Below are 20,985 nucleotides of genomic sequence, written 5' to 3' on the forward strand. Positions count from 1 at the left end.
GCTCACACGGCAGGTGAGTTGAACGCCACTGCCGTCACCTCCGTACCGATGGGTGGCCCGTGCTCCCCCGCACGGGCCACCCGAAACGGAGGTCCCTTTGGCCGGCAACGTCACCTCGTTGTTCCGCGGCACCCCCGCGCACAGCCCCTCCATGGCGGCGCTGACGCGCGAGGGCGGCGACGGAACCGGCCCGGTGGACTTCTGCATCCCGTGCAACCCGTACTTCCCCACCCCGGCCATGTACGACGAGCTGGCGGCCCGGCTGCGCGAGATCATCACCTACTACCCGAGCAGCGCCGACACCATCACCGCCGAGCTGTGCAGCCTCCTCCGACTGCCGCCGCAGTGCGTGGCGATGGGCAACGGCTCCACGGAGCTGATCACCTGGATCGACCACCTCCTGGTCCGTGAGTCCCTGGCGATCCCCGTGCCGACCTTCGGCCGCTGGACCGACCAGCCGATGGAGACCGGCAAACGGGTCGACATGTTCCCGCTGCAGGAGGCGAGCGGGTTCGCGCTGGACCTCGCCCAGTACGCGAACTTCATCCGCACCCGGGGCACGCGGGTCGCGGTGATCTGCAACCCGAACAACCCCGACGGCGGCTATCTGCGCAAGCAGCAGGTGGTCCAGTTCATGGACGCGATGGCCGACCTCGACCTGGTGATCGTCGACGAGTCCTTCCTGGAGTTCGCCGACGCGGAGGCCGAACCGAGCGTCGTCCAGGAGGCCATGCTCCGCCCCAACGTCATCGTGCTGCGCAGCCTCGGCAAGAACTTCGGCCTGCACGGCGTCCGCTTCGGCTACCTGGTCGCGAACCCGGCGCTCGCGGGCAAGGTGCGGGCGATGCTCCCGAAGTGGAACCTCAACTCCTTCGCCGAACACCTGGTGTTCATGCTGAAGGAGCACGGCACCGAGTACGCCCAGAGCCTGCAGCAGGTCCGCCGCGACCGCCTGGACATGACCGGCCACCTCTCCGCACTCCCGGGCCTGACGGTGTACCCGTCCCAGGGGAACTTCCTCTTCGTACGGCTGCCCGTCGGCGCCGAGGGCACGGTGGTCCGGGACCGGATGCTCACCGAGCACCGGATCCTGGTCCGCGAGTGCGGCAACAAGATCGGCTCCTCCAGCCGCTTCCTGAGACTCGTGGTGCGCCCCCAGGTCGACGTGCGTCGCCTGGTGTCCGGCCTGGAACAGGTGCTCTACGGGTCCAGGAGGGGAGCCGCCGTACCCGAGCTGGGCACAGGGACCAGCTACAGCTCGGGTACGGCGGCGGTGGACCGGCTGATGAGCGAGACCAACGGGGGCGGCATGCCGGAGCTTGCCGCGCAGGCCCAGGCCATGGCCGCCGCTCCCGCCCCGGCCGCCGGCACCGGCATGCCGCTCCCCGCCGCCGTACCCCCGCCCGGCGCCGGGATGCCGATGCCGGCGGCAGCCCAGGCGGCGCCGATGCCACAGCCACCGGCAGAGATCCCGGCTCCGGCTCCGGCTCCGGCTCCGGCTCCGGTTCCGGCTCCGGTTCCGGTTCCGGCCCCGGTTCCAGCTCCGATGCCGACCCCTGCCCCCGCCGCCTTCCCCGCACCCGTCCCCGCGGCCCCGGCACCCGCCCCCGCCGCCTTCCCCGCACCCGTCCCCGCGGCTCCGGCCCCGGCACCCGCCCCCGTCCCCATCCCGGCCCCCGCCGCGGTGGCCGGCCCCACCCCGCCGGGTGTCCCGGCCCGCGGTGGCCTCACGGCCGCCCAGGTGCGCGGCATGACGGCCCCCGCCACCCCGGCCCCGCCCACCGGCCTGACCCCGGCCCCGGCAACAGGCTGGCCCAACGCCCAGAGCTGGCCGAACGCGGCGGGGATGGGGCAGGCGGGGTAGCCGGTCGGAGCCGCCGTCGTCGCCGCCGGCTCCCCGCCGCCTGGTCGGCATGCGTCACGTATTCCGGGAAGTGAGCGTCAGGACCTTCAGGGCCACCGAGGGATGGAACAGCTGGGCCGGTGAGGCCATCATGTTCACCACTCGCACGAACCTGGTCCACACAGCCGCGTCCTGTACCGCCACGTGGAAGAGACGCATGTTGTACCAGTGGGCGAGGCGCGCGCCGAGGGACTGGCCGTCCGGGGTCCACATCAGGTCGGAGTTGGTGGACACCGTCCACGGAAGCAGCAGCAGACGGCCCACCTTCCTCTGGAATCCGCGGGCGAGACCGTCCAGCCGCCCGGTCGTGCCGCATCGCTGCAGCATGCGCTGCAGCAGCTCCGCCTCCATCGCGGCGACCGTCATGCCCTGGCCGTAGACGGGGTTGAAGACGCACACCGAGTCGCCGACGGCGAGGAGGCGGTCCGGCCAGTCGCGGACGGTGTGGAAGGGCCGCCACTGGTTGTCGACGTTGGTGTAGCGACGGGTGGGCTCCTGGTCGGTGCGCCGGGCGAGGTGTTCGGCCAGGTGCGGTGTGTTCAGGCTCTTCGCGAACGCCAGGTAGCCCTCGTCGTCGGTCGGCGGCTGGTCGTGGAACCCGAACAGCATGCACGTCCACCGGCTGCGCTCCACGGCGAGCAGGATCCCGGCCCGGCGCACCCGGGGAGCGAACAGCATCTGATAGGCGACGTAGTAGTCGGGATGGTCGGGATCGCTCTCCGCCGGCCGGTCGAAGTTCATCGACGTGTAGGTGACCTTCGCCTTCACGGTCCGCTTGGGTGGCACGCTGATCCCCAGCTCGTTCAGCCAGTCCACCAGGGAACTGGACCGTCCGGAGGCGTCGACGACCAGATCGGCGGCCAGCTGGAAGGGCTTCTCGCTCTGCGACTGGCATCTCACGCCGTTCACGCGGCCCGCGAAGTCCCGGGTCAGACCCGTGCACCTGGTGGACGGCACCAGCGTGACGTGGGGAAGTGCGAGCACCTTGCGTCGCAGGCGGCGTTCCAGCTCGTCACGGGTGAAGCTCTGGACCGGGACGCCCGTACGCTGCCGTGGCGCGCGTCCGACGGGCAGCAGGAAGTCGATGCCCTCCCCGTAGTCGAAGACCGGCGCTCCCGCTTCCCTGAGTTCCTCGCGCAGTCCCGGGAACAGCCGCTCCAGGATCTCGCCGCCCCTGGCCAGCATCGCGTGCCCCTGGTAGCCGTGCGGTGCACCCGGATGAGCGCCGGTGTCCTCGTCGACGGCGTCCCGTTCCACGAGGACGACCTCGCGGAAGAAGTCGGCCAGTACGCGTGCGGTCACGAGTCCCGCATAGCTGCCGCCGACGACAACGGCCTTGCCCCAAAGGCAATGTGCTCTCATGTCCTCTCCCACAGGTGTCGGGGTACCCCGCAAGCGCTTGACAGGCCCGTGATCCGGCTCCCGCGCCGGGCGTGGTGCCGCAACGCCCCGCGCGTACGACACCATGCATGTGCCCTGGTTTCAGATGCGGTCGGCCGCGATGAGGAGGTAGTGGAAGCTGCCCTCCTTGTAGGCGGCGAGGAACGGGTCCTCGATGCCCGTGGCGACGGAGGACTTGGCCCGCAGTTCCCAGTACGGGATCGTGTCCGGGGTCAGGTCCACCACCTGGATCGGCACCAGGTTGCTCGCCGCGAGTGCCCTGAAGTACTCGCTGCGCGGGTGGATGTTGCAGGTGTAGTGCTCGTCGATCCTGCTGACGGCCTTGGAGCGCATGCCGGTGACGTCGTTGGAGCAGCCGGTGATGCAGACGTAGCGTCCGCCGTACTCCAGCAGGCGGGAGAACTCGGCGAAGAGTTCGAACAGGTCGACGTACATCGTCGTCTCGTTGGTCCAGATCGCCCGGCGCGATCCGGTCTCCAGACGGGTGTCGAGCATGTTGCGGAAGTGGAAGCGGACCTTGTCCGTGACCCCGCGGTGCCGCGCCTGGTCGTTGGCGAAGGCCACCTGCTGCTCGGAGATGCTGACACCGTCGACGTGGCAGCCGAAGCGGGCGTTGGCCATGAAGCTGGTGCCGCCCCTGCCGGAACCGGCGTCCAGGAGGTGGTCGTCGGGGTTGATGTCGCCGAGGTGGTCCAGGAGGACGTCGGCCTGCGCGGTCTCCAGGCGGTGCAGTTCCTCGATGATGCGCTGGTCGCGGTTCTCGGGCGGGCCGGCGAGGACCGAGGGGTCCCACTCGCCGAGGCCGTAGTGGTGGTGGTAGAGGCCGTCGACCTCGCCGAGCTTGATGTTGACGGGGTCCTTCTCCTTGTTCCAGTACTCCGCGACCGACTTCTGGTACTCGGTGCGCAGGACATCGCCCATGGCGATGCTTTCCATCTGGGTGGAGATCTTGGACATGCGGTTCCTTACTGGGAACGGGGTGGGGGTGCGGGAGGCGCCGGCTCAGGCGGCTTTCGCGGTCTCGTGGTAGCGGGCGCTGCCGGCGTGCCACTCGCGGCTGCCGCCGGCCCAGGCCCAGGTGCCGGCCAGGAAGCGGCGCAGTTCCGGGGAGCCGGCCCGGGCGAGCGCGGCCGCCTCGGCCTCGAAGGTGAGCATCAGTTCGTTGTGGATGTCCACGGTGCGGTCGACGGCCTCTTCCAGCGAGCAGCCGTCCTCGGCGGCGATCAGCCGGGGCAGGCTGTAGTCCGTCGGGCCCTTCTCCTTGGCCATGGAGTAGAGGTCGTTGACGATCACGGTGGCGGTGCCCGCGAGCGTGAACGCGCGCCGGACCCGGGGGTCGGAGAACTCGCCGTACGGGATCTCGTAGCCGGCGATCGCGTCGACGAGCACCATGCACGGGATGAAGCTGTTCTCGTGCCGGTGCATCAGGTACTCCCACACCGGCGGGCGGTGACCGGCGGTCTGCCAGTAGCCCTCCTGGTTGTAGGCGACGAACATGATGCCCAGCTCGTGGCGGAGCCGGCGCACCTGTGAGGTCGTCGCGTACGAGTGGAGGTTGCGCAGGCTGTCCCTGAGGGCCCGCATGACGGGGTCCGCCCGGACGGCCTCCTCCAGCTGGGGGGCGTAGGCGAGCGGGAGGTGGGCCTGGTCGATCACCGAGTGGGCGATGGCGAGCCGCCGGCCGAGCTCCTGCGGCCTTGCCTCCTCGACCTCGCCGTCCACGTAGTGGTCGTCCACGGCCCACTCCGACAGCGCGCACTTGGCCGCCGCGAGCAGCCGCTCGGGGTCGTCGGACTCGGGATGGGCGAGCATGATCAGCCGACCGAAGTCGGCCTCGCGGATCCTGTCCAGCCGGCCCGGGTAGATCCCGACCTCCTCGGCCCACTCCACCAGACGCTCGGTGACGATCTCACCCAGGGCGGGATCGTCGCGCACGGCGGGCGGACAGTGCAGCCGGAGCCCGATATCGGATACCGGCGCCTCGCGTGCCTCCCGGTGGGGCTCGAGGACTGCGGCCCGGCGGTCCACCGCCGAGGCGCCGGAACCGTCGGGCGCGACGACTGCCGCCGAGGCGCCGGGACCGGTACGGCCGAGAGCCGCCGCCGATGTACCGAGCCCAGTGGGCCCGGCAGGCAACTGCATCGCACCCGCACCCGCACCCGCCTGCGAAACCGCCGCCTGCCCGACCGCCGCAGGCCGCCCGGCCGCCACCAACTGCCCGGCCACAACAGGCCGCCCGGCTCCCACCGACTGCCCGGCCGCCGAGGGATACCCGGCCACCGTGGGCTGCCCGGCCACCGCCGACTGCGCGGCTCCCACCGACTGCCCGGTCGCCGATGGATGCCCGGCCGCTGAGCCCCCGACCCCTGGCTGATGCTCCGTCACCGCATTCCCGCCCGTCGGCGGACGCTCCGCCGCGGGCTGATACCCACTCGCCGGTGACGGCCCGGCCTCCGGCGAAGACACCGCCGCGGGCCGGCCGGCCGTCGGCTCGGGTGCGGTTCCTGCCGGATTCCCGGCCGCGGACGGACGCACCACCCCGGGCCGATGCCCGACCGCCGTCGGCTGCCTCGCCGCCACCAACTGCCCGGCCACAACAGGCCGCCCGGCTCCCACCGACTGCCCGGCCGCCGAGGGATACCCGGCCACCGTGGGCTGCCCGGCCACCGCCGACTGCGCGGCTCCCACCGACCGCCCGGTCGCCGATGGATGCCCGGCCGCTGAGCCCCCGGCCTCTGGCTGATGCTCCGTCACCGCGTTCCCGCCCGTCGGCGGACGCTCCGCCGCGGGCTGATATCCACTCGCCGGTGACGGCCCGGACTCCGGCGAAGACACCGCCGCGGGCCGGCCGGCCGTCGGCTCGGGTGCGGTTCCTGCCGGATTCCCGGCCGCGGACGGACGCACCACCCCGGGCCGATGCCCGACCGGCGCGGACTGCCCGGCCTCCGGCCGGTTCCCGCGTGTCCCCGGGCCGGCGCTCGTCGGGGGATCCACCGCGCCCGGCCGAAGTGTCGTCGTCGGCGTCGGCAGGGGCAGCGGGAGGGCGTTCGTGCGGGAGCGGTGCGGGATGGCCGTTGGTGCGAAGGGAATGTGGGTTGCCGACGTACCCAGGCCCGTGGGGCCGGTGGGGAGTCCCGCGCCGGGCGGTGGCGGGGAGCCCTGCGACAGCAGAGCCCGGACCAGGCCCGCCACGTCGTGGGCCGCGGTCGGTGCCGTGACCCGGGAGATCAACGACACCGCCGTCAGCTCCCGTTCGTGCGGGCGATCTCGACGTTCTCCAGGACCCCGAGGGCGTCGGGAACCAGGACGGCCGCCGAGTAGTAGGTGCTGACCAGGTAGGAGATGACCGCCTGCTCGTTGATGCCCATGAAGCGGACGTTCAGGCCGGGCTCCACCTCGTCCGGGATGCCCGTCTGGTACAGGCCGATGACGCCCTGGTCGTCCTCGCCCGTGCGCATGGCGATGATCGACGTCGTGCCCTGCTCGCTGATCGGGATCTTGCCGCAGGGCAGGAGGGGCACGCCGCGCCACGCGGGGATCTGGTTGCCGTTCAGGTCGATGCTGCCGAAGTACAGGCCCCGCTTGTTGCACTGGCGGCCGAACGCAGCGATGGCCTTGGGGTGGGCGAGGAAGCAGCGGGTCTTGCGCCGCATGCTGAGCAGCTCGTCCATGTCGTCGGGGGTCGGCGGGCCGGAGTAGGTGGAGATGCGCTGGTCGAAGTCGGCGTTGTTGAGCAGCCCGAACTCCTCGTTGTTGATCAGCTCGTGCTCCTGCCGCTCGCGCAGCGCCTCGATGGTCAGCCGCAACTGCTGCTGCGTCTGGTTCATCGGCTCGTTGAAGAGGTCGGCGACCCGGCTGTGCACCCGCAGCACCGTCTGCGCCACGCTCAACTCGTACTCGCGCGGGGAGAGTTCGTAGTCGACGAAGGTCTGGTGCAGCGTCTCCTCACCGATGTGCCCCGACTTCAGGAGGATGTCGGCCTCGCCGGACCGGTTCAGTCTGCGGTGCCCGTCGGCGCTGATCCGCTGCACGTGCCGGCGCAGCGCCTCGTGGCGGTCGGCGACCGCCTTGTACGCGGTCAGCGGCAGCGCGAGCACGGTCGTGGGCGTCGTGGCCCGGGCCGTGAACTCCCACTTCCTGGCGCCGTCGGCGAGCACCTGGCCGCCGAAGGTGTCGCCGTCGGCCATCAGCCCGATCATGGACTCGTCGCCGTACGGGCCCTGGCCGAGCTTCTCCACCTTGCCGTGCGCGATCAGGTAGACGTGGTCGGCCTTGCGGCCCTCCTGCACGATGACCTGGCCGGGGGTGAACTCCTTCTGCACGAACCTGTCGGCGAGCGCGCCGAGCACGTCGGCGTCGGAGAAGCCGCGCAGCAAGGGCAGTTCGCCCAGCTCGGCGGGGACCACCTGGACCTTGGAGCCGGTCTTCACGAAGGTCACGCGGCCGTCGCCGACGGTGCAGGACATGCGGCGGTTGACCCGGTAGGTCGCGCCGGGCACGTTCACCCAGGGCAGGATGCGGGTGGCCCAACGGGAGCTGATGCCCTGCATCTGGGGTTCGGACTTGGTGGTGGTGGCGAGATTGCGTGCCGCCGCGGTGCTGAGGCTCTGCTGTTCGCGCTGCTGCTGCTCCGACTCCGGGGTCCCCGCCTGTGCTGTCACTGTGTCGAGGGGCATGGCTCTACCTCGTCTTCCTCGTCTCCATGGCACGTGGGGCGCGACGACCTGATGCCGTTTCGTCACGCTGCGTGAACAGGAGTAGCAGAGCCGCACTCACGTTGAGTAATCGCTCAGGCGGCGCGCGAGGGTAGTCGGCAGGCGTGCCCCGCGCCCCTCGCGCGCCCCTTGGGAGTATCACTCCTTGTCGAACGATTCTGCGGGTCAACCGATGGATGACCGCTCAGCGGGGAGGACCGTCAACGGCCATCACATACTCAGAGTGACCGGCGTGGCGCCCGTACGGCTACGCGCTCGGGCACTGCTTCCACGCCATGTGGTACACCGTGCTGATGTTCCCGTCCGTGGAGTCCATGGTCATGAAGCTGACCTTGTCGGGGTTGGCGGTGCCTGCGCTCACCCGCAGTTCGGTGTTGATGTTGAAGTTGCGCAGCACCCCGCAGGGCGCCCAGACCAGTTGGGCCCAGTCGGTGCTGTCGGTGGCCTGCCAGTCGTCGTTGTAGGCGCCGTTGAAGGGGTGGATCCTGGGCACGGTCTGCGAGGAGCCCTGGAAGTAGTACGAGGCCTTCTGGGTGGCGCTCGCGCCGGGCTGGAGCGAGAGGAAGCCGCGGTAGTCGGCGCTGGCTATCGCGTAGGTGAAGCCCTGGGGGACGTGAACCACCAGGTTGAGCTGGCAGTTCTTGCGGAAGGCGGTCGGGTCGGAGGTGCCGCCCGCCTGGGCGAGATAGCTGCTGTAGGTCACCGTGAAGGCCGTGTTGTCCGGGGAGACCGCGACGGCGGCCGTACCCGCCGGGCAGCCGGAGCCGTTCACCGTGGCGACGTCGATGACGATCTTGTCCGGGGGCGGGTCGTCGAACACCGGCGACGAGGACTGAACGGGTAGTGCGGTGGTGAGCAGTGCCGCCACGGCACCGCTCAGGAGTAGTCCACCAGCCATGGTTTCTCCCGGGGTCGAGGGTGTGGGGGGTCTGTGTGGAACCTGTGAAGCGCTCCGCATCGTAGGAACCACCGCTCACCACCGGGAGGTTCAACTCCGGCCATTCACAACCGGTCGTTCACACCCGGGCGCCTACGGGTTCTCCCAGGCCGCCGGTTCCGCCGCGAGCGCCCGGACGGGCTCGGGCAGCGCGTCCGCCGCGAGGTCGGCGAGGGTGACGCCCTCCAGGATCCGGCGGACGTTCGCGCGCAGCGCGATCCACAGGGGCAGCAGGGGCTGTGCGCTGCCGGTGTAGGCGAGGCCCGTCGGGCGTTCACCGCGGACCGAGACGATCGGGCCGTCCACAGCGCGGATCACATCGGCGACCGTGACCTCGGCCGCGTCCCGCGCCAGCCGGTACCCGCCGCCTCCGCCACGCCTGCTGTCGACGATCCCGGCACGCCTGAGATCGCCCAGGATCCCTTCCAGGAACTTGTGCGGGATGCCCTGGGCGGCGGCGATTTCCTCCGCCTTCACCGGGCCGTTACCCTGCCGTACGGCCAGCTCCAGTACCGCCCGTACCGCGTAGTCCGCCCGTGCCGAGATCCTCATGGGTCCATTGTGGGGCGTCGCCGCATGGAGAATGGCCTTCACCCGCGCCCCGTAAGATCGCCCGGGAGGATCCACCTTGGCGCTCAGCAGACGTACCTTCACCACCCTGGCCGGCTCGACCGCGCTCGGGCTCGCCCTGGGCGGCAGCGGCGGGCCCGGGGCGCCCTCGGCGTACGCGGCGCGCAGTGTGCCGACCGGCCCGGCGCCCGCCCCGCCGAGCGCCGACGGCTGCCGGCACACCATCGGCTACGACCAGTACTCGCTGCTCGTGGACGGCAGGCGGCTGGTGGTGTGGTCCGGCGAACTGCACCCCTTCCGGCTGCCGAGCCCGTCCCTGTGGCGGGACGTGCTGCAGAAGATGCGGGCGCACGGGTACAACGCCGTGAGCATCTACGTGGCCTGGAACTACCACTCCCCCGCGCCGGGCGCGTACGACTTCACCGGCGTCCGGGACCTGGACCTGTTCCTGCGCACGGCCGCCGAGACCGGCCTGTACGTCATCCTGCGGCCCGGCCCGTACATCAACGCCGAGGTGGACGGCGGCGGCTTCCCCGGCTGGCTGACGGCGACCAGGGGCACGGCCCGGACCGACGACCCGACGTATCTGGGGCATGTCGACGAGTGGCTGACTCAGGTGAACCGGATCGCCCGCCGTCACCTGTTCACCCAGGGCACCGGCACGATCCTGCTCTACCAGATCGAGAACGAGTACGACGCCCACGCCGGCGACGCCGTCGGCCGGTCCTACATGTCCCACCTGTACAAGAAGGTGCGGGCGGACGGCATCGACGTGCCGCTGTTCCACAACGACAAGGGCAGGAACGGCTACTGGGTACCCGGTTCGTTCGACACGGGCGGCGAGAAGGGTGGCTGGCTGTACGGCTTCGACGGGTATCCGTCGCCGGACCGGACCCCGCCCGACTGGGGGCACTACGGTCCCGGCGGGGCGAAGGGCGGGGCCAGTGCCTCGCCGTCCACGCCCGGGTTCGTGCCCGAGTTCGGCGGCGGCTGGTTCGACCCCTGGGGCGGGGCCTTCTTCGACGGCAAGGGGTACGCCGAGTCGCGGCGCACCCGGGACGCCGCCTACGAGCGCCGGTTCTATCTGACCAACCTGGCCAACGGGCTCACCCTGCACAACGTCTACATGACCTTCGGCGGCACCTCCTGGGGCTGGCTGCCCGCGCCGGTCGTCTACACGTCGTACGACTACGGCGCCGCCATCGACGAGGGCCGGAACGTCACCGACAAGATCGCGCCGATGCACCAACTGGGCCACCTGCTCCAGCGGGTGCCCGACTTCGCCAAGCTGGACCGGGCGGCGGACGTGCACGCCGAGGGCCTGAAGGTCTACCACCTGACCAACCCGGACACCGGCGCCCACGTCTACGTCGCGCGCAACGACGGCACGGACGCGGTCACCAGCGACCTGCCGACCGACGCGGGCCGGTTGCGGATCACCGTGCCCGGCAAGGACGCCCGGCTGCTGACGACGGGGCTGAGGCTGGGCAAGCGGACGCTGAAGTACTCCACCGCCGAGCCCGTGCTGGCCGTGACCGCGGGCCGGCAGGACATCGCGCTGTTCTCGGGGCGCCGCGGCGACATGGCCGAACTGGTGCTGAATTGCCCGGTCGAACCGAGCGTCATGCGGCTGGACCCCGAGGCCGCCTGGGTCCTGAACGGCGACGAGCTGCATGTGAGCAGCCCGCTCGGCGAGGACGGGCTGACCCGGGTGCTGGTGCAGAAGGGCGAGACCGAGACCCCGCTGGTGCTGCTCTTCGCCGACGACGCCACCGCCGTGCGCCTCTTTCCGTACGACACCCCGTCCGGGACCCTGCTGGTGTACGGCCCGGCGCTGCTGCGCCACGCCGAAGTGCGCGGTTCCGAGGTCCACCTGACGGGTGACGTCACCGAGACGACGAGCATGGAGGTGTGGGGGCCGCGCGGGATCGACACCCTGGTGTGGAACGGCCGCACCCTGCCCACCCGCACCACCCTGTCCGGCAGCCTGATGACCGCCGGCCTGCTGCCCGCCGTCCCCGAGGTGCGGCTGCCCGAGCTGGGCGGCTGGCGGATGCGCAGGGAGAACCCGGAGGCCGGTCCCGGCTTCGACGACTCGGACTGGACGGTCGCGGACAAGAGGACGACGTTCAGCACCACACCGGTCCCCGACGGTCAGCCGGTCCTCTTCGCCGACGACTACGGCTTCCACTACGGGGACGTCTGGTACCGCGGCTCCTTCACCGACTCCACCGGCCTGGAGGAGGTCTCGCTCGCCTACAGCACCGGCACGCAGGGCCTGTTGATGGCCTGGCTGGACGGCGAGCCGCTGGGCACCCACCGGATGCCGGTGCCGGACAAGGACACGACCGTCCGGCAGGGCAGTTGGGCGGCGACCGCCGCCTTCCCGGTCCGCGACTCCCTGCGCTCGCCCGGCCGGCACGTGCTGTCCGTGCTCGTGCGGCGCATGCAGCGCGACCAGGACGGCAAGGGGCTCGACACGCAGAAGGTGGCGCGCGGTCTGACGGCGGCGGCCTTCAAGGGCGCCTCGCCGCAGCTGAGTTGGCGGATCCAGGGTGCGGCGGCCGCCGACCCGGTGCGCGGCCCGATGAACAACGGCGGCCTGTACGGCGAACGCGAGGGCTGGCACCTGCCCGGCCTGAAGGACCACGACTGGGAGCAGGTGACCTTCCCGCGCAGCGCCCGGTACCAGGGCGTGACCTGGTACCGGACCACCTTCCGCCTCTCGGTCCCGGCCGACCTCGACGCCTCGATCGGGCTGACCCTTCAGGACGACCCGTACCGGGCCTACCGTGCGCAGATCTTCCTCAACGGCTGGAACATGGGCCAGTACATCAACAACGTGGGCCCGCAGCACACCTTCGTCCTGCCGAACGGCGTCCTGCGCACCCGCGGCACCAACACGCTCGCGCTGGCGGTCCTTTCGGAGTTCACCACGCTGTCGGGGCCGGGGTCCGTACGCCTGACGCTGCTCGGCAGGGCGACGGGCGGGCTACCGGTCACGCCAGTCTGATCACGTTCCAGGACAGCGGTTCCAGTACGGCGGTGAGGGTGCCGTCCGCCAGGCTGGTGCCCTCGACCGGGTGCGGGACGACCCGCTCGGGCTCGTCGAGGGTGTTGCGGGCGTCGGGGTCGGCGTCCGCGAGCGCGCTGTGCTCGGTGACGGTCGTCAACTCCAGGCCGATGAGGGTGACTTGGAGCGGCAGGGCGTCCGTGCGGCTGCGGTTGACGGCGAACACGGTGACCGTGCCGTCGGCCGCGCGGACGGCCGTGGCGTGCAGCAGGTCCGTCGCGCCGTACTTCTTGGTCTGGTACGTCGGCGAGTCCACCCGCACGTCGAGCACCTCGCCCCGGCCGTACCTGGACGCCTGCGCGAACGGGAAGAACGTCGTCTGCCGCCAGGCCGGGCCGCCCGGCTCGGTCATGATCGGGGCGATCACGTTGACCAGCTGGGCGAGGCAGGCGACGGTGACGCGGTCGGCGTGCCGGAGCAGCGCGATCAGCAGCGAGCCGAGGACGACGGCGTCCGTGACGCTGTAGTTGTCCTCCAGCAGCCGGGGCGCCTCGGGCCAGTCGGACCGGTCGAGGCCCTTGGCGTGCTCCTCCCAGCGGGAGAGGTACCAGACGTTCCACTCGTCGAAGGAGAGGTTGATCCTCTTCTCGGACTTGAGCTTCGCGCCGATGTGGTCGGCGGTGGCGACCACGTTCTCGATGAAGGACTCCATGTCGACGGCCGAGGCGAGGAAGGAGTCCACATCGCCGTCCGTGGGCTCGTAGTAGGCGTGCAGCGAGATGTGGTCGACCAGGTCGTACGTCTCCTGCAGGACGGTCGCCTCCCACTCGGCGAAGGTGGGCATGGCCTGGCTGGAGGAACCGCAGGCGACCAGTTCGACTTCAGGGTCCGCCTGGCGCATGGCCCGCGCGGTCTCGGCGGCGAGCCGGCCGTACTCCTGTGCCGTCTTGTGCCCGGTCTGCCAGGGGCCGTCCATCTCGTTGCCCAGGCACCACAGGCGGATGCCGAAGGGCTCCTTGTCACCGTGGGCGACACGGAGGTCGGAGAGGGCGGTGCCGGAGGGGTGGTTGGCGTACTCCTGCAGTTCGAGGGCCTCGCCCACGCCTCTCGTGCCGAGGTTGACGGCCATCATGGGCTCGACGTGGGGCCCGGCCTTCTTGAGGAAGCCGATGTATTCCGACAGGCCGAACCGGTTGGTCTCGGTGGAGTGCCAGGCGAGGTCGAGCCGACGGGGACGCTCCGCTCGGGGGCCGACCGAGTCCTCCCACCTGTAGCCGGAGACGAAGTTGCCGCCGGGGTAGCGGATGGCGGTGACGCCGAGTTCGCGGACCAGGTCGAGGACGTCGGTCCGCAGTCCTGCCTCGTCGGCGCAGGGGTGGTCGGGTTCGTGGATGCCGGTGTAGACGCAGCGGCCGAGGTGTTCGACGAAGGAGCCGAAGACACGGGGGTTGACCGGGCCGATGGTGAAAGCGGGGTCGAGGGTGAAGCGGGCGGTGCTCCTGCTCATGGGATCCTTTCGAGTCACTTCAGAACCGGCCGATCAGCACGCCGGCCCAACTGGTTCGGACCCAGCTTCGGGAGGTCTCCGCCGGTCTTCGCGTGGCCCACCCGGATCTTGTACGTGGAGTTCACGCCCTGGCAGCAGGCGTCGTACGAGGCGAACAGGTGGCTGAAGAGGTTCCACCTCGCCCCCCACCGCCTCCAGTTGTTCGGTATGTCGAATAGCGCTCGTTACTTCGAACGGGACCGTAGATTCGAAGCGCTTCCGCGTCAATGGGTGGGACACAAGCCCGTAGATGGTTTTCTCTTCGACCACGGTCACCGCTCCTCATGACGAGGACACGCCCAGCCGCGTAGGCTCTGCCCAGCGGAAGGGGGAGGCGATGGGCATCGCGGGCGCGTGTGAGCGGATGACACGCCTGGCCGCACGGCTGCGGCGGACCCGCCCGGGCTCGGCGATGCGCGCGCTGGCCGGCGACCTCGCCGCCGCCGTCCACGCCCGGCCCGGAACACCGGACGACGTAAGGGAGTTGTGCCGGGCGCTGTGCGAGGAGATGTCCGCACTGCGCGGCGGACGGCCGGTCGAGGTGCGCTTCGAGCGCTTCCCGGACGAGATCGAGGTCACCGGGCTGTGGCTGGAGTTCGCCGACTTCGACCTGGTGATCGTGGAGGAGCGGGCCGAGGCCGTGCAGCAACTGGTGATCCTGGGCCATGAGTTGTGGCATCTGCACACCGGGCACCGGCACTCCCACCTGGCCGGCGACGCGGCGGCCCGCGCGCTCGCCGACGCACCCGGCTGGCGGGGCATGCCCCTGACGGTGGCCGCCCGCAACGGCTCGAGGGAGGCCGACGAGGCCGAGGCGGACGACTTCGGGCACCGCCTGGCCGCCCTGTTCCGGCCCCACCTCACCGGCTCCGGCGCCGGCGCCCCCCTCGGCCCGGCGCAACGGTCCCTCGGCCCCGTACAGCGGACCCTCGGCTATCGCGGACGCGAGCAGGCGAGCGCACCGCCATCCAGCGCCCTCGAGGCGAACCGAGCGTCGAAGAAGGGGGGAACCGCGCGGTGAACTCGGCGCTCGACTTCCCCGGACACCTCGACGAGGTGTCCGTCTCCTTCTGGATCCCCACGGCCGTCCTGACCGCCGCCCTGGCGATCAAGCTCCCCAGCATCATCAAGATGTGGCGGGACCCGATGCTGCGTGCCGTCGGCGGACTGCTGCTGTTCGCCTGCGCGGTGTTCGTCTTCGCGGCCCCGCGGACCATCGCCTGGACCAACCGGGTCACCGGCGTGCCGAACATCTCCGCGCCCTGGGTGTACTCCCTGCTCACCGCGCTGTGCGCGTCCTGGCTGCTGCTGATCACCGCCTGGCGCAACGGCCGCTCCGACTCGGCCCAGACCCGCCGGGTGACCCGCTGGGTCGTGGCCGTCTACGCGGGCGTGGTCGTCGCCCTGTGGGTGCTCTTCGCCCTCGCCGACGTGCCGGTGGAGCGGGTGCGGGACCTGGACACCTACTACGCCACCACCCCCTTCATGCGCGAGGAGATCCTGCTCTACCTCCTCGCGCACACCGTGGCCTGCTCGATCACGGCCCGGCTGATCTGGAACTGGATCCGCACCGACGGCCTCGACGCCTGGCTGCGCTGGGGGCTCAGGCTGCTGGGCGTCGGCTACGCCACGAACCTGTTCTTCGACGCGGCCAAGCTCACCGCCGTCGTGGCCCGGTGGACCGGTCACGACCTGGACTGGCTGAGCACCAACGTGGCGCCGGCGGGCGCGTGCGTCTCCGCCACCCTGGTCGCGGTGGGCTTCATCGTCCCGCACGTCGGCCAGTACCTGCACGAGCGCTGGCACGTCCGGCTGCGCCACCGCGCCCTCGGCCCCCTCTACCAGCTGACGCGGACCGTCACCGGCGAACGCGAGCCCTTCGCCCCGCAGGCCCCCGCCGAACTGCGCCTGATCCGCCGCGAGACCTTCATCCGCGACGCCCTGCTGCAACTCTCCCGGCACCTGGACGAGGACCTGCGCGAGCGGTCGTACAAGGCCGCCCTCGCCCTCGGCCACGAGCCCGCCCGCGCCAGGGCCCTCGCCGCCGCCGTGGCGCTGCTGGACGCGGCCGGCGGCGAGCGGCCGCCGCGCGCCGACGGCACCGGCTCCCCGTCCGGCCCCGACACGGCCTACCTGCTCCAGGAGATCCACGCCGTGTCCCAAGCCCTCCGCCACCCCGACGAGATCACGGCGGTACGCGCCCGCGCGGCCGCCCCGGCAGAGAGCGTGTCCGCGCATGAGTGAACCCTCCTCCCCCGCAAGAACCGCCGTCGTGCTGGGGGGATCCCACAGCGGCATGCTCGCGGCGCGCGCGCTCGCCGACTCCGCCGACCGGGTCGTCGTCGTCGAGCGGGACGTCCTGCCCGAGGGCCCCGAACCTCGCAAGGGGCTGCCGCAGGCCCGGCACGCCCACATGCTGTGGTCGGGCGGGGTACGGGCCGTGGAGGAGCTGCTGCCGGGCATCACCGACGCGCTGAAGGCCGCCGGGGGCCGCCGGCATCCGTTCACCACCGGCGTGGTGGCGCTCTCCGCGCAGGGCTGGTTCCGGCGCTGGCCCGAGTCCCACCATGTGATCCTGGCCGGCCGGGACCTGCTGGACGCGACGATCCGGGCACAGGTTCTCGCCGACGAGCGGATCGAACTCCTCGACGGCACCGAGGCGCTCGGCCTCACCGGCACCGACGCCGCCGTCACCGGCGTACGGGTCCGGGCCCGGGACGGCGCCGAGCGCACCCTTGCGGCCGGCCTCGTGGTCGACGCCACCGGGCGCGGCTCGCGGGCCGCGCGCTGGCTCGCGGACCTGGGGCTGCCCGCTCCGCGGATCCGCGAGGTCGACCCGGGCCTGGTCTACGCGAGCCGGCTCTTCCTCGCCCCCGAGGCGGCCCGGGAGGGCTTCCCGGTGGTCAACCTGCAGCTCGATCCGCGAGGCGACGGTCCCGGCCGCTCCGGCTTCCTCCTGCCCATCGAGAACGGCCGCTGGATCGTCACCCTGCAGGGCACCCGGGGCGGCGAACCCACCGCCGCGAACGAGGAGTTCGTGCCCTTCGCCCGGGAGAAGCTGCGGCATCCGGTGCTCGGCGAGCTGCTGGAGCGGGCCGAGCCGCTGTCCGACGTGTCGGTCACCCGCGCCACGCTCAACCGCCGCCACTTCTACGAGCGCATGCCGGCCTGGCCCGAGAACTTCGCCGTCCTCGGCGACGCGCTGGCCGTGTTCAACCCGGTCTACGGCCACGGGCTGTCCGTCGCCGCCCAGAGCGCGGTGCGGCTCCGCCAGGTGATACGACGGCACGGCTGGGGCGCGCCGGGGCTGGCGCGCCGCGTGCAGCGGGCGGTCGCCGCCCCGGTCCGCGCGGCCTGGGACCTCGCCCTCGGCCAGGACGTGTTCCACCCCGGCGCGACGGAGCACGGCCCCACTCTGCGGGACCGTCTGCTGTCCGCCTACGTCGACCGCCTGATGTACACCGCGACGGGCAACGGACGCATAGCGCGCCGGGTGACGGACGTGACGTCCCTGGAACGCGGGGCGCAGGTACTGCTGACCCCGGGCGTGCTGCTCGCTGCGGCGGTGGGACCGCTGCAACCCCCGTTGGCCGGGCCGCCGTTGACCGCTGAGGAGCTGAAGGCGGCGGGGGTGGTGTAGGCCGCTTTGCGGCCCGCTCAGCCCCTGAACGCCGGTTGGGGCAGACCCTTGCCCGCCCCCGGAACCACCAGCACCGAGCCCGACAGCGGATGCGGGGCCGGCAGGCCGACGCGGGCTGTCGTGATGTACAGGTCGGTCAGGTCGGCGCCGCCGAAGGCGCAGGCCGTCGTACGCGGGGTGGGCAGGCTGATCACCCGGTCCAGCGCACCGCCCGGCGTATAGCGGCGCACCGCGCCCCCGTCCCACAACGCCACCCACACGCAGCCCTCCGCGTCGACCGTCAGGCCGTCCGGGAAGCCCGCGCCCTCCTCGATCTCCACGAGCGGGCGGCGGTCGTGGACGCGCTCGCCGTCGTGGTCGAAGACGTCCACCCGGCGGGTGGGGCTGTCGACGTAGTACATGAGGCGGCCGTCGGGGCTCCAGCCCGTGCCGTTGCTGACCGTGACGTCGGACAGGACCGTCTCCGCGGTGCCGTCGCCGGTCAGCCGGGTCAGCGTGCCGCCGCCCGGCGCCTCGTCGTACCGCATGGTGCCCGCCCACAACGAGCCGTCGGGGGCCACCGCGGCCTCGTTCGCGCGGCGGCCCGCGACCGGCTCGTGGTGCAGCCAGCGGAACGTGTCGTCCGGGTCCAGCAGGCCCACCCCGTCCCGCAGGTTGAGGACCAGGCCGCCGCCCGCGCGGGGCTTGACCGCGCCCACGTGCTGCTCCGTCGTCCGCACCGTGCGCCGGCCCGTGGCCGGGTCGTAGGTGTTGACGCGCATGCCCAGGATGTCGAGCCACGTCAGCCGGCCCGTCGCCGGGTCCCAGGTCGGCCCCTCCCCCAGCTCCGCCTCCGCCCGTACGGCGACCTCGTACCCGGCGCTCACACCGCGCTCCGGTGGCCCAGCCGCTCCGACAGCTCGGCCGCGCCCTTCGCCGCCAGCTGCTCCAGCTCGGTCCGGCGCTCGTCGCTCCAGCGGATCATGGGCACCGAGATGGACAGGGCCGCGACCACCTGGCCCGTGCGGTCGCGCACGGGAGCGGCCACACAGCTCACGTCCGGGTTGGACTCGCGGCTCTCCACCGCGATGCCCCGCTGCCGGATCTCCGCCAGCGCCCCGCGCAGCGCGGCGGGGTCGGTGATGCTGTTCGGGGTCATCGCGGCCAGCTCCGCGTCGTCCGGGATGCGTGCCGTGAGCTCCTGCTCGGGCAGCGAGGCCAGCAGCATCTTGCCGACGGAGGTGCAGTGGGCGGGGAGCCGGCGGCCGGCGGCCGAGACCATGCGGACGGCGTGCGTGGAGTCGACCTTGGCGATGTAGATGACGTCGGTGCCCTCGAGGATCGCCACGTGGACCGTCTCGTCGCAGGTCTCGGCGACCGAGCGGGCCACCTGCTGGCCCTCGGCGGCGAGGTCGAGCTGCTCGGCGTAGCGGCTGCCGAGCTGGTACGGGCGTACCCCGAGCCGGTAGCGTCCCGGCTGTCCCGGCACTTGCACGATGTACGACCGTGCGGCGAGCGTGGTGACCAGCTCGTGCACGGTGGTGCGCGGCAGCTGGAGCCTGCGCACGACGTCGGGGGCGGAGAGCGTCCCGTCCCCGTCGAGGAACAGCTCGAGAATGTCCAGAGCCCGGGTCACGGCAGGCACGAGGCGTCCCACGTCCGGCCCCCTCCCTTGGGTCTAAGCGCCCGTCCGACACATCGACACCGAGATGTTCGAGATATCAACAGGCGATCGGCATGACGAACACAGGCTAGTCATGCCGCGTTGCGCGGGCAATGGGTCGAAGCGGACACCGGCGGGCGCCGGGCACCATGGGTGCCATGGATCTCGACTTCCAGCTGGTGCTGCTGCGCCGCATGGCCGACCACAACCCGGATCTGGTCGAGGATGCCCGGCACCGGCTCGGGGTGTCCATCGCCGAGATGCGGGAGACCAACAAGCGCTGGCAGGCGATGGTCCGCTCGCAAAGGGCCCGGTCCGCCGCCGCCCGCTACCGCTCGGTTCTGGGCGAGCCGGAATCCGTCCTCCCCCGGCGCCTCGGCGACGTCGACTGCGAGGCCCGGCGCTGGGCCCTGCCGCTCTGGCCCGGCCTGCGCTTCGAGGTGCTGGTAGGGCCGGACGGGGCGGTGTGGAACGAGTGGCTGGTGCGCGCGCCCGGCGCCCCGGCGCCCCGGCTCGAGACCCTGGACGACCTGGTCCCCTGGTCCTGCACGGTGGACGAGGCCGCCCGCGCCTTCGCCCCGGCCCGCCCGCTGGAGGGCACCGCGCCGACCCGGTGGGGGCTCGCCTTCACCGCGCCCGGCCCGGACGGCGTACGGCACGAGGTGGTCGCCGAGTTCACCTGGGGGCTGCTCCAGCGGACGGCCGTCATCACCTAGCTCAGGCGTCGAAGGCCGTCGCCCGCGTGCGCTTCTCCCAGGCGGTGACCTCCTCGCGGACCTGCTCGAGGTGGCCCAGGACCGCGCTCACGCCGTCGTCGCCGAGCGGCAGCCGCAGCGGGGTGTCCTCGGCCTCCAGCGCGGCCAGGATCAGGGCGGCCGCCTTGGCCGGGTCGCCGGGCTGGCTGCCGTGTCCGCCGGCGACGACGGCGCGGGTCTCGCCGACCCTGCCGTACACCCCGGTGTCGGAGCTGGTCCCGGCCCGGTCGGCCTCGAACAGCGAGGTCCGGAACGCGCCCGGCTCGACGATCAGCACCTTGACGCCGTACTCGCGCACCTCGTCGGCGAGCGCCTCGGACAGGCCCTCCAGGGCGAACTTCGTCGCGCTGTACGCCCCGAAGCCCGCGAAGGACATCTGGCCGCCCATGCTGCTCATCTGCACGATCGCGCCCGAGCGCCGCTCCCGCAGGTAGGGCAGCACGGCCCGGACCAGCGCCGCCGGGCCGAAGAAGTGCAGGTCGAACAGGTCGCGCAGCTCGGCGTCGGTGGTCTCCTCGACGGCGCCGACATGGGTGCGGCCCGCATTGTTGACCAGCACGTCGATCCGCCCGTGCCGGGCCACGACATCGCGGACCGCCGCCTCGACCGCGCTCACGTCGGTGACGTCCAGCCGCAGCGCCTCCACCTGGTCGGGATGGGCGGCCACCAGGTCGTCCAGGGCCTCGGGACGCCGGACCGCGCCGACCACCACGTCACCGGCGGCTACGGCCGCCTCGGTGATCGCCCGCCCGAAACCGCTGCTCGCGCCGGTCACCAGCCAGACCTTGTTCATCACGACTCTCCGTTGATCTCGTCGGGTTCGACACGAACAACACTGCGGCCGCATCCCGTTGCCCGTCCAA

General features: G+C 71.9%; 16 protein-coding genes. 6 read left to right on the plus strand and 10 right to left on the minus strand.

From position 1 onward, the window contains the following. Nucleotides 1–97: 97 nt before the first annotated feature. Nucleotides 98–1,864 carry a pyridoxal phosphate-dependent aminotransferase gene (locus LMU33_RS12905; protein ID WP_228620181.1) on the plus strand — a complete coding sequence of 589 codons (1,767 nt, stop codon included), beginning with the start codon at nucleotides 98–100 and terminating at the stop codon, nucleotides 1,862–1,864. A gap of 54 nt (nucleotides 1,865–1,918) precedes the next feature. Here the strand turns inward: LMU33_RS12905 and LMU33_RS12910 are convergent, their stop codons facing one another. The 6 genes from LMU33_RS12910 to LMU33_RS12935 all read right to left on the minus strand — a co-directional run bounded on the left by LMU33_RS12910 (nucleotide 1,919) and on the right by LMU33_RS12935 (nucleotide 9,508). Beyond that, nucleotides 1,919–3,370 carry an FAD-dependent oxidoreductase gene (locus LMU33_RS12910; RefSeq protein WP_308280773.1) on the minus strand — a complete coding sequence of 484 codons (1,452 nt, stop codon included), beginning with the start codon at nucleotides 3,368–3,370 and terminating at the stop codon, nucleotides 1,919–1,921. Between the two features lie 15 nt (nucleotides 3,371–3,385). Then, a complete protein-coding gene (locus LMU33_RS12915) occupies nucleotides 3,386–4,261 on the minus strand; it encodes a geranyl diphosphate 2-C-methyltransferase (protein WP_228620184.1) in 876 nt (291 codons plus the stop codon). 45 nt (nucleotides 4,262–4,306) lie between these two features. Next, nucleotides 4,307–5,446 (minus strand): family 2 encapsulin nanocompartment cargo protein terpene cyclase, encoded by a 1,140-nt coding sequence (locus LMU33_RS12920; RefSeq protein WP_283844134.1) that lies wholly within the window; start codon nucleotides 5,444–5,446, stop codon nucleotides 4,307–4,309. 1,100 nt (nucleotides 5,447–6,546) lie between these two features. Next, entirely contained in the window at nucleotides 6,547–7,980 is a 1,434-nt protein-coding gene (locus LMU33_RS12925) for a family 2B encapsulin nanocompartment shell protein (protein ID WP_228620188.1), read from the minus strand. A 286-nt stretch (nucleotides 7,981–8,266) separates the two neighbouring features. Continuing rightward, the gene (locus LMU33_RS12930; RefSeq protein WP_228620190.1) at nucleotides 8,267–8,917 is read right to left on the minus strand and encodes a DUF4360 domain-containing protein; all 651 of its coding nucleotides are present in this window, start codon (nucleotides 8,915–8,917) and stop codon (nucleotides 8,267–8,269) included. 132 nt (nucleotides 8,918–9,049) lie between these two features. Continuing rightward, nucleotides 9,050–9,508: an RrF2 family transcriptional regulator gene (locus LMU33_RS12935; protein WP_228620192.1), complete on the minus strand. Its 459-nt coding sequence runs from the start codon at nucleotides 9,506–9,508 to the stop codon at nucleotides 9,050–9,052. A gap of 76 nt (nucleotides 9,509–9,584) precedes the next feature. Here LMU33_RS12935 and LMU33_RS12940 point away from each other — a divergent pair, with 76 nt between their 5' ends. Next, nucleotides 9,585–12,539, plus strand: a complete 2,955-nt coding sequence (locus LMU33_RS12940) for a glycoside hydrolase family 35 protein (protein WP_228620194.1) — start codon at nucleotides 9,585–9,587, stop codon at nucleotides 12,537–12,539. Here the strand turns inward: LMU33_RS12940 and arfA are convergent. Continuing rightward, nucleotides 12,526–14,046 carry an arabinosylfuranosidase ArfA gene (gene arfA, locus LMU33_RS12945; protein WP_228620196.1) on the minus strand — a complete coding sequence of 507 codons (1,521 nt, stop codon included), beginning with the start codon at nucleotides 14,044–14,046 and terminating at the stop codon, nucleotides 12,526–12,528. The genes LMU33_RS12940 and arfA overlap by 14 nt on opposite strands. A 376-nt stretch (nucleotides 14,047–14,422) precedes the next feature. On the opposite strand from arfA, the gene LMU33_RS12950 reads away from it, so the two are divergent. Genes LMU33_RS12950 through LMU33_RS12960 form a run of 3 tightly spaced genes read left to right on the plus strand, consistent with a single transcriptional unit; the run spans nucleotide 14,423 to nucleotide 17,725 of the window. After that, nucleotides 14,423–15,106, plus strand: a complete 684-nt coding sequence (locus LMU33_RS12950) for a toxin-antitoxin system, toxin component family protein (RefSeq protein WP_228620198.1) — start codon at nucleotides 14,423–14,425, stop codon at nucleotides 15,104–15,106. After that, entirely contained in the window at nucleotides 15,103–16,329 is a 1,227-nt protein-coding gene (locus LMU33_RS12955) for an MAB_1171c family putative transporter (RefSeq protein ID WP_228620200.1), read from the plus strand. Before LMU33_RS12950 ends, LMU33_RS12955 begins: the two co-directional genes overlap by 4 nt. Further along, nucleotides 16,322–17,725, plus strand: coding sequence for an FAD-dependent oxidoreductase (locus LMU33_RS12960; RefSeq protein ID WP_228620202.1), 1,404 nt, complete (start codon nucleotides 16,322–16,324; stop codon nucleotides 17,723–17,725). Before LMU33_RS12955 ends, LMU33_RS12960 begins: the two co-directional genes overlap by 8 nt. Nucleotides 17,726–17,742: 17 nt before the next feature. Here LMU33_RS12960 and LMU33_RS12965 read toward each other — a convergent pair whose 3' ends face one another. Further along, a complete protein-coding gene (locus LMU33_RS12965; RefSeq protein ID WP_228620204.1) occupies nucleotides 17,743–18,591 on the minus strand; it encodes an SMP-30/gluconolactonase/LRE family protein in 849 nt (282 codons plus the stop codon). Beyond that, entirely contained in the window at nucleotides 18,588–19,361 is a 774-nt protein-coding gene (locus LMU33_RS12970; protein ID WP_228620206.1) for an IclR family transcriptional regulator, read from the minus strand. Before LMU33_RS12970 ends, LMU33_RS12965 begins: the two co-directional genes overlap by 4 nt. Nucleotides 19,362–19,525: 164 nt before the next feature. Here LMU33_RS12970 and LMU33_RS12975 point away from each other — a divergent pair, with 164 nt between their 5' ends. Continuing rightward, a complete protein-coding gene (locus tag LMU33_RS12975; protein WP_228620208.1) occupies nucleotides 19,526–20,083 on the plus strand; it encodes a hypothetical protein in 558 nt (185 codons plus the stop codon). A gap of 1 nt (nucleotide 20,084) precedes the next feature. Here LMU33_RS12975 and LMU33_RS12980 read toward each other — a convergent pair whose 3' ends face one another. After that, complete coding sequence (locus LMU33_RS12980) at nucleotides 20,085–20,915, minus strand: oxidoreductase (RefSeq protein WP_228620210.1); 831 nt, start codon at nucleotides 20,913–20,915, stop codon at nucleotides 20,085–20,087. Nucleotides 20,916–20,985: the final 70 nt, after the last annotated feature.

Source organism: Streptomyces barringtoniae (assembly GCF_020819595.1).
Lineage (GTDB): Bacteria > Actinomycetota > Actinomycetes > Streptomycetales > Streptomycetaceae > Streptomyces > Streptomyces barringtoniae.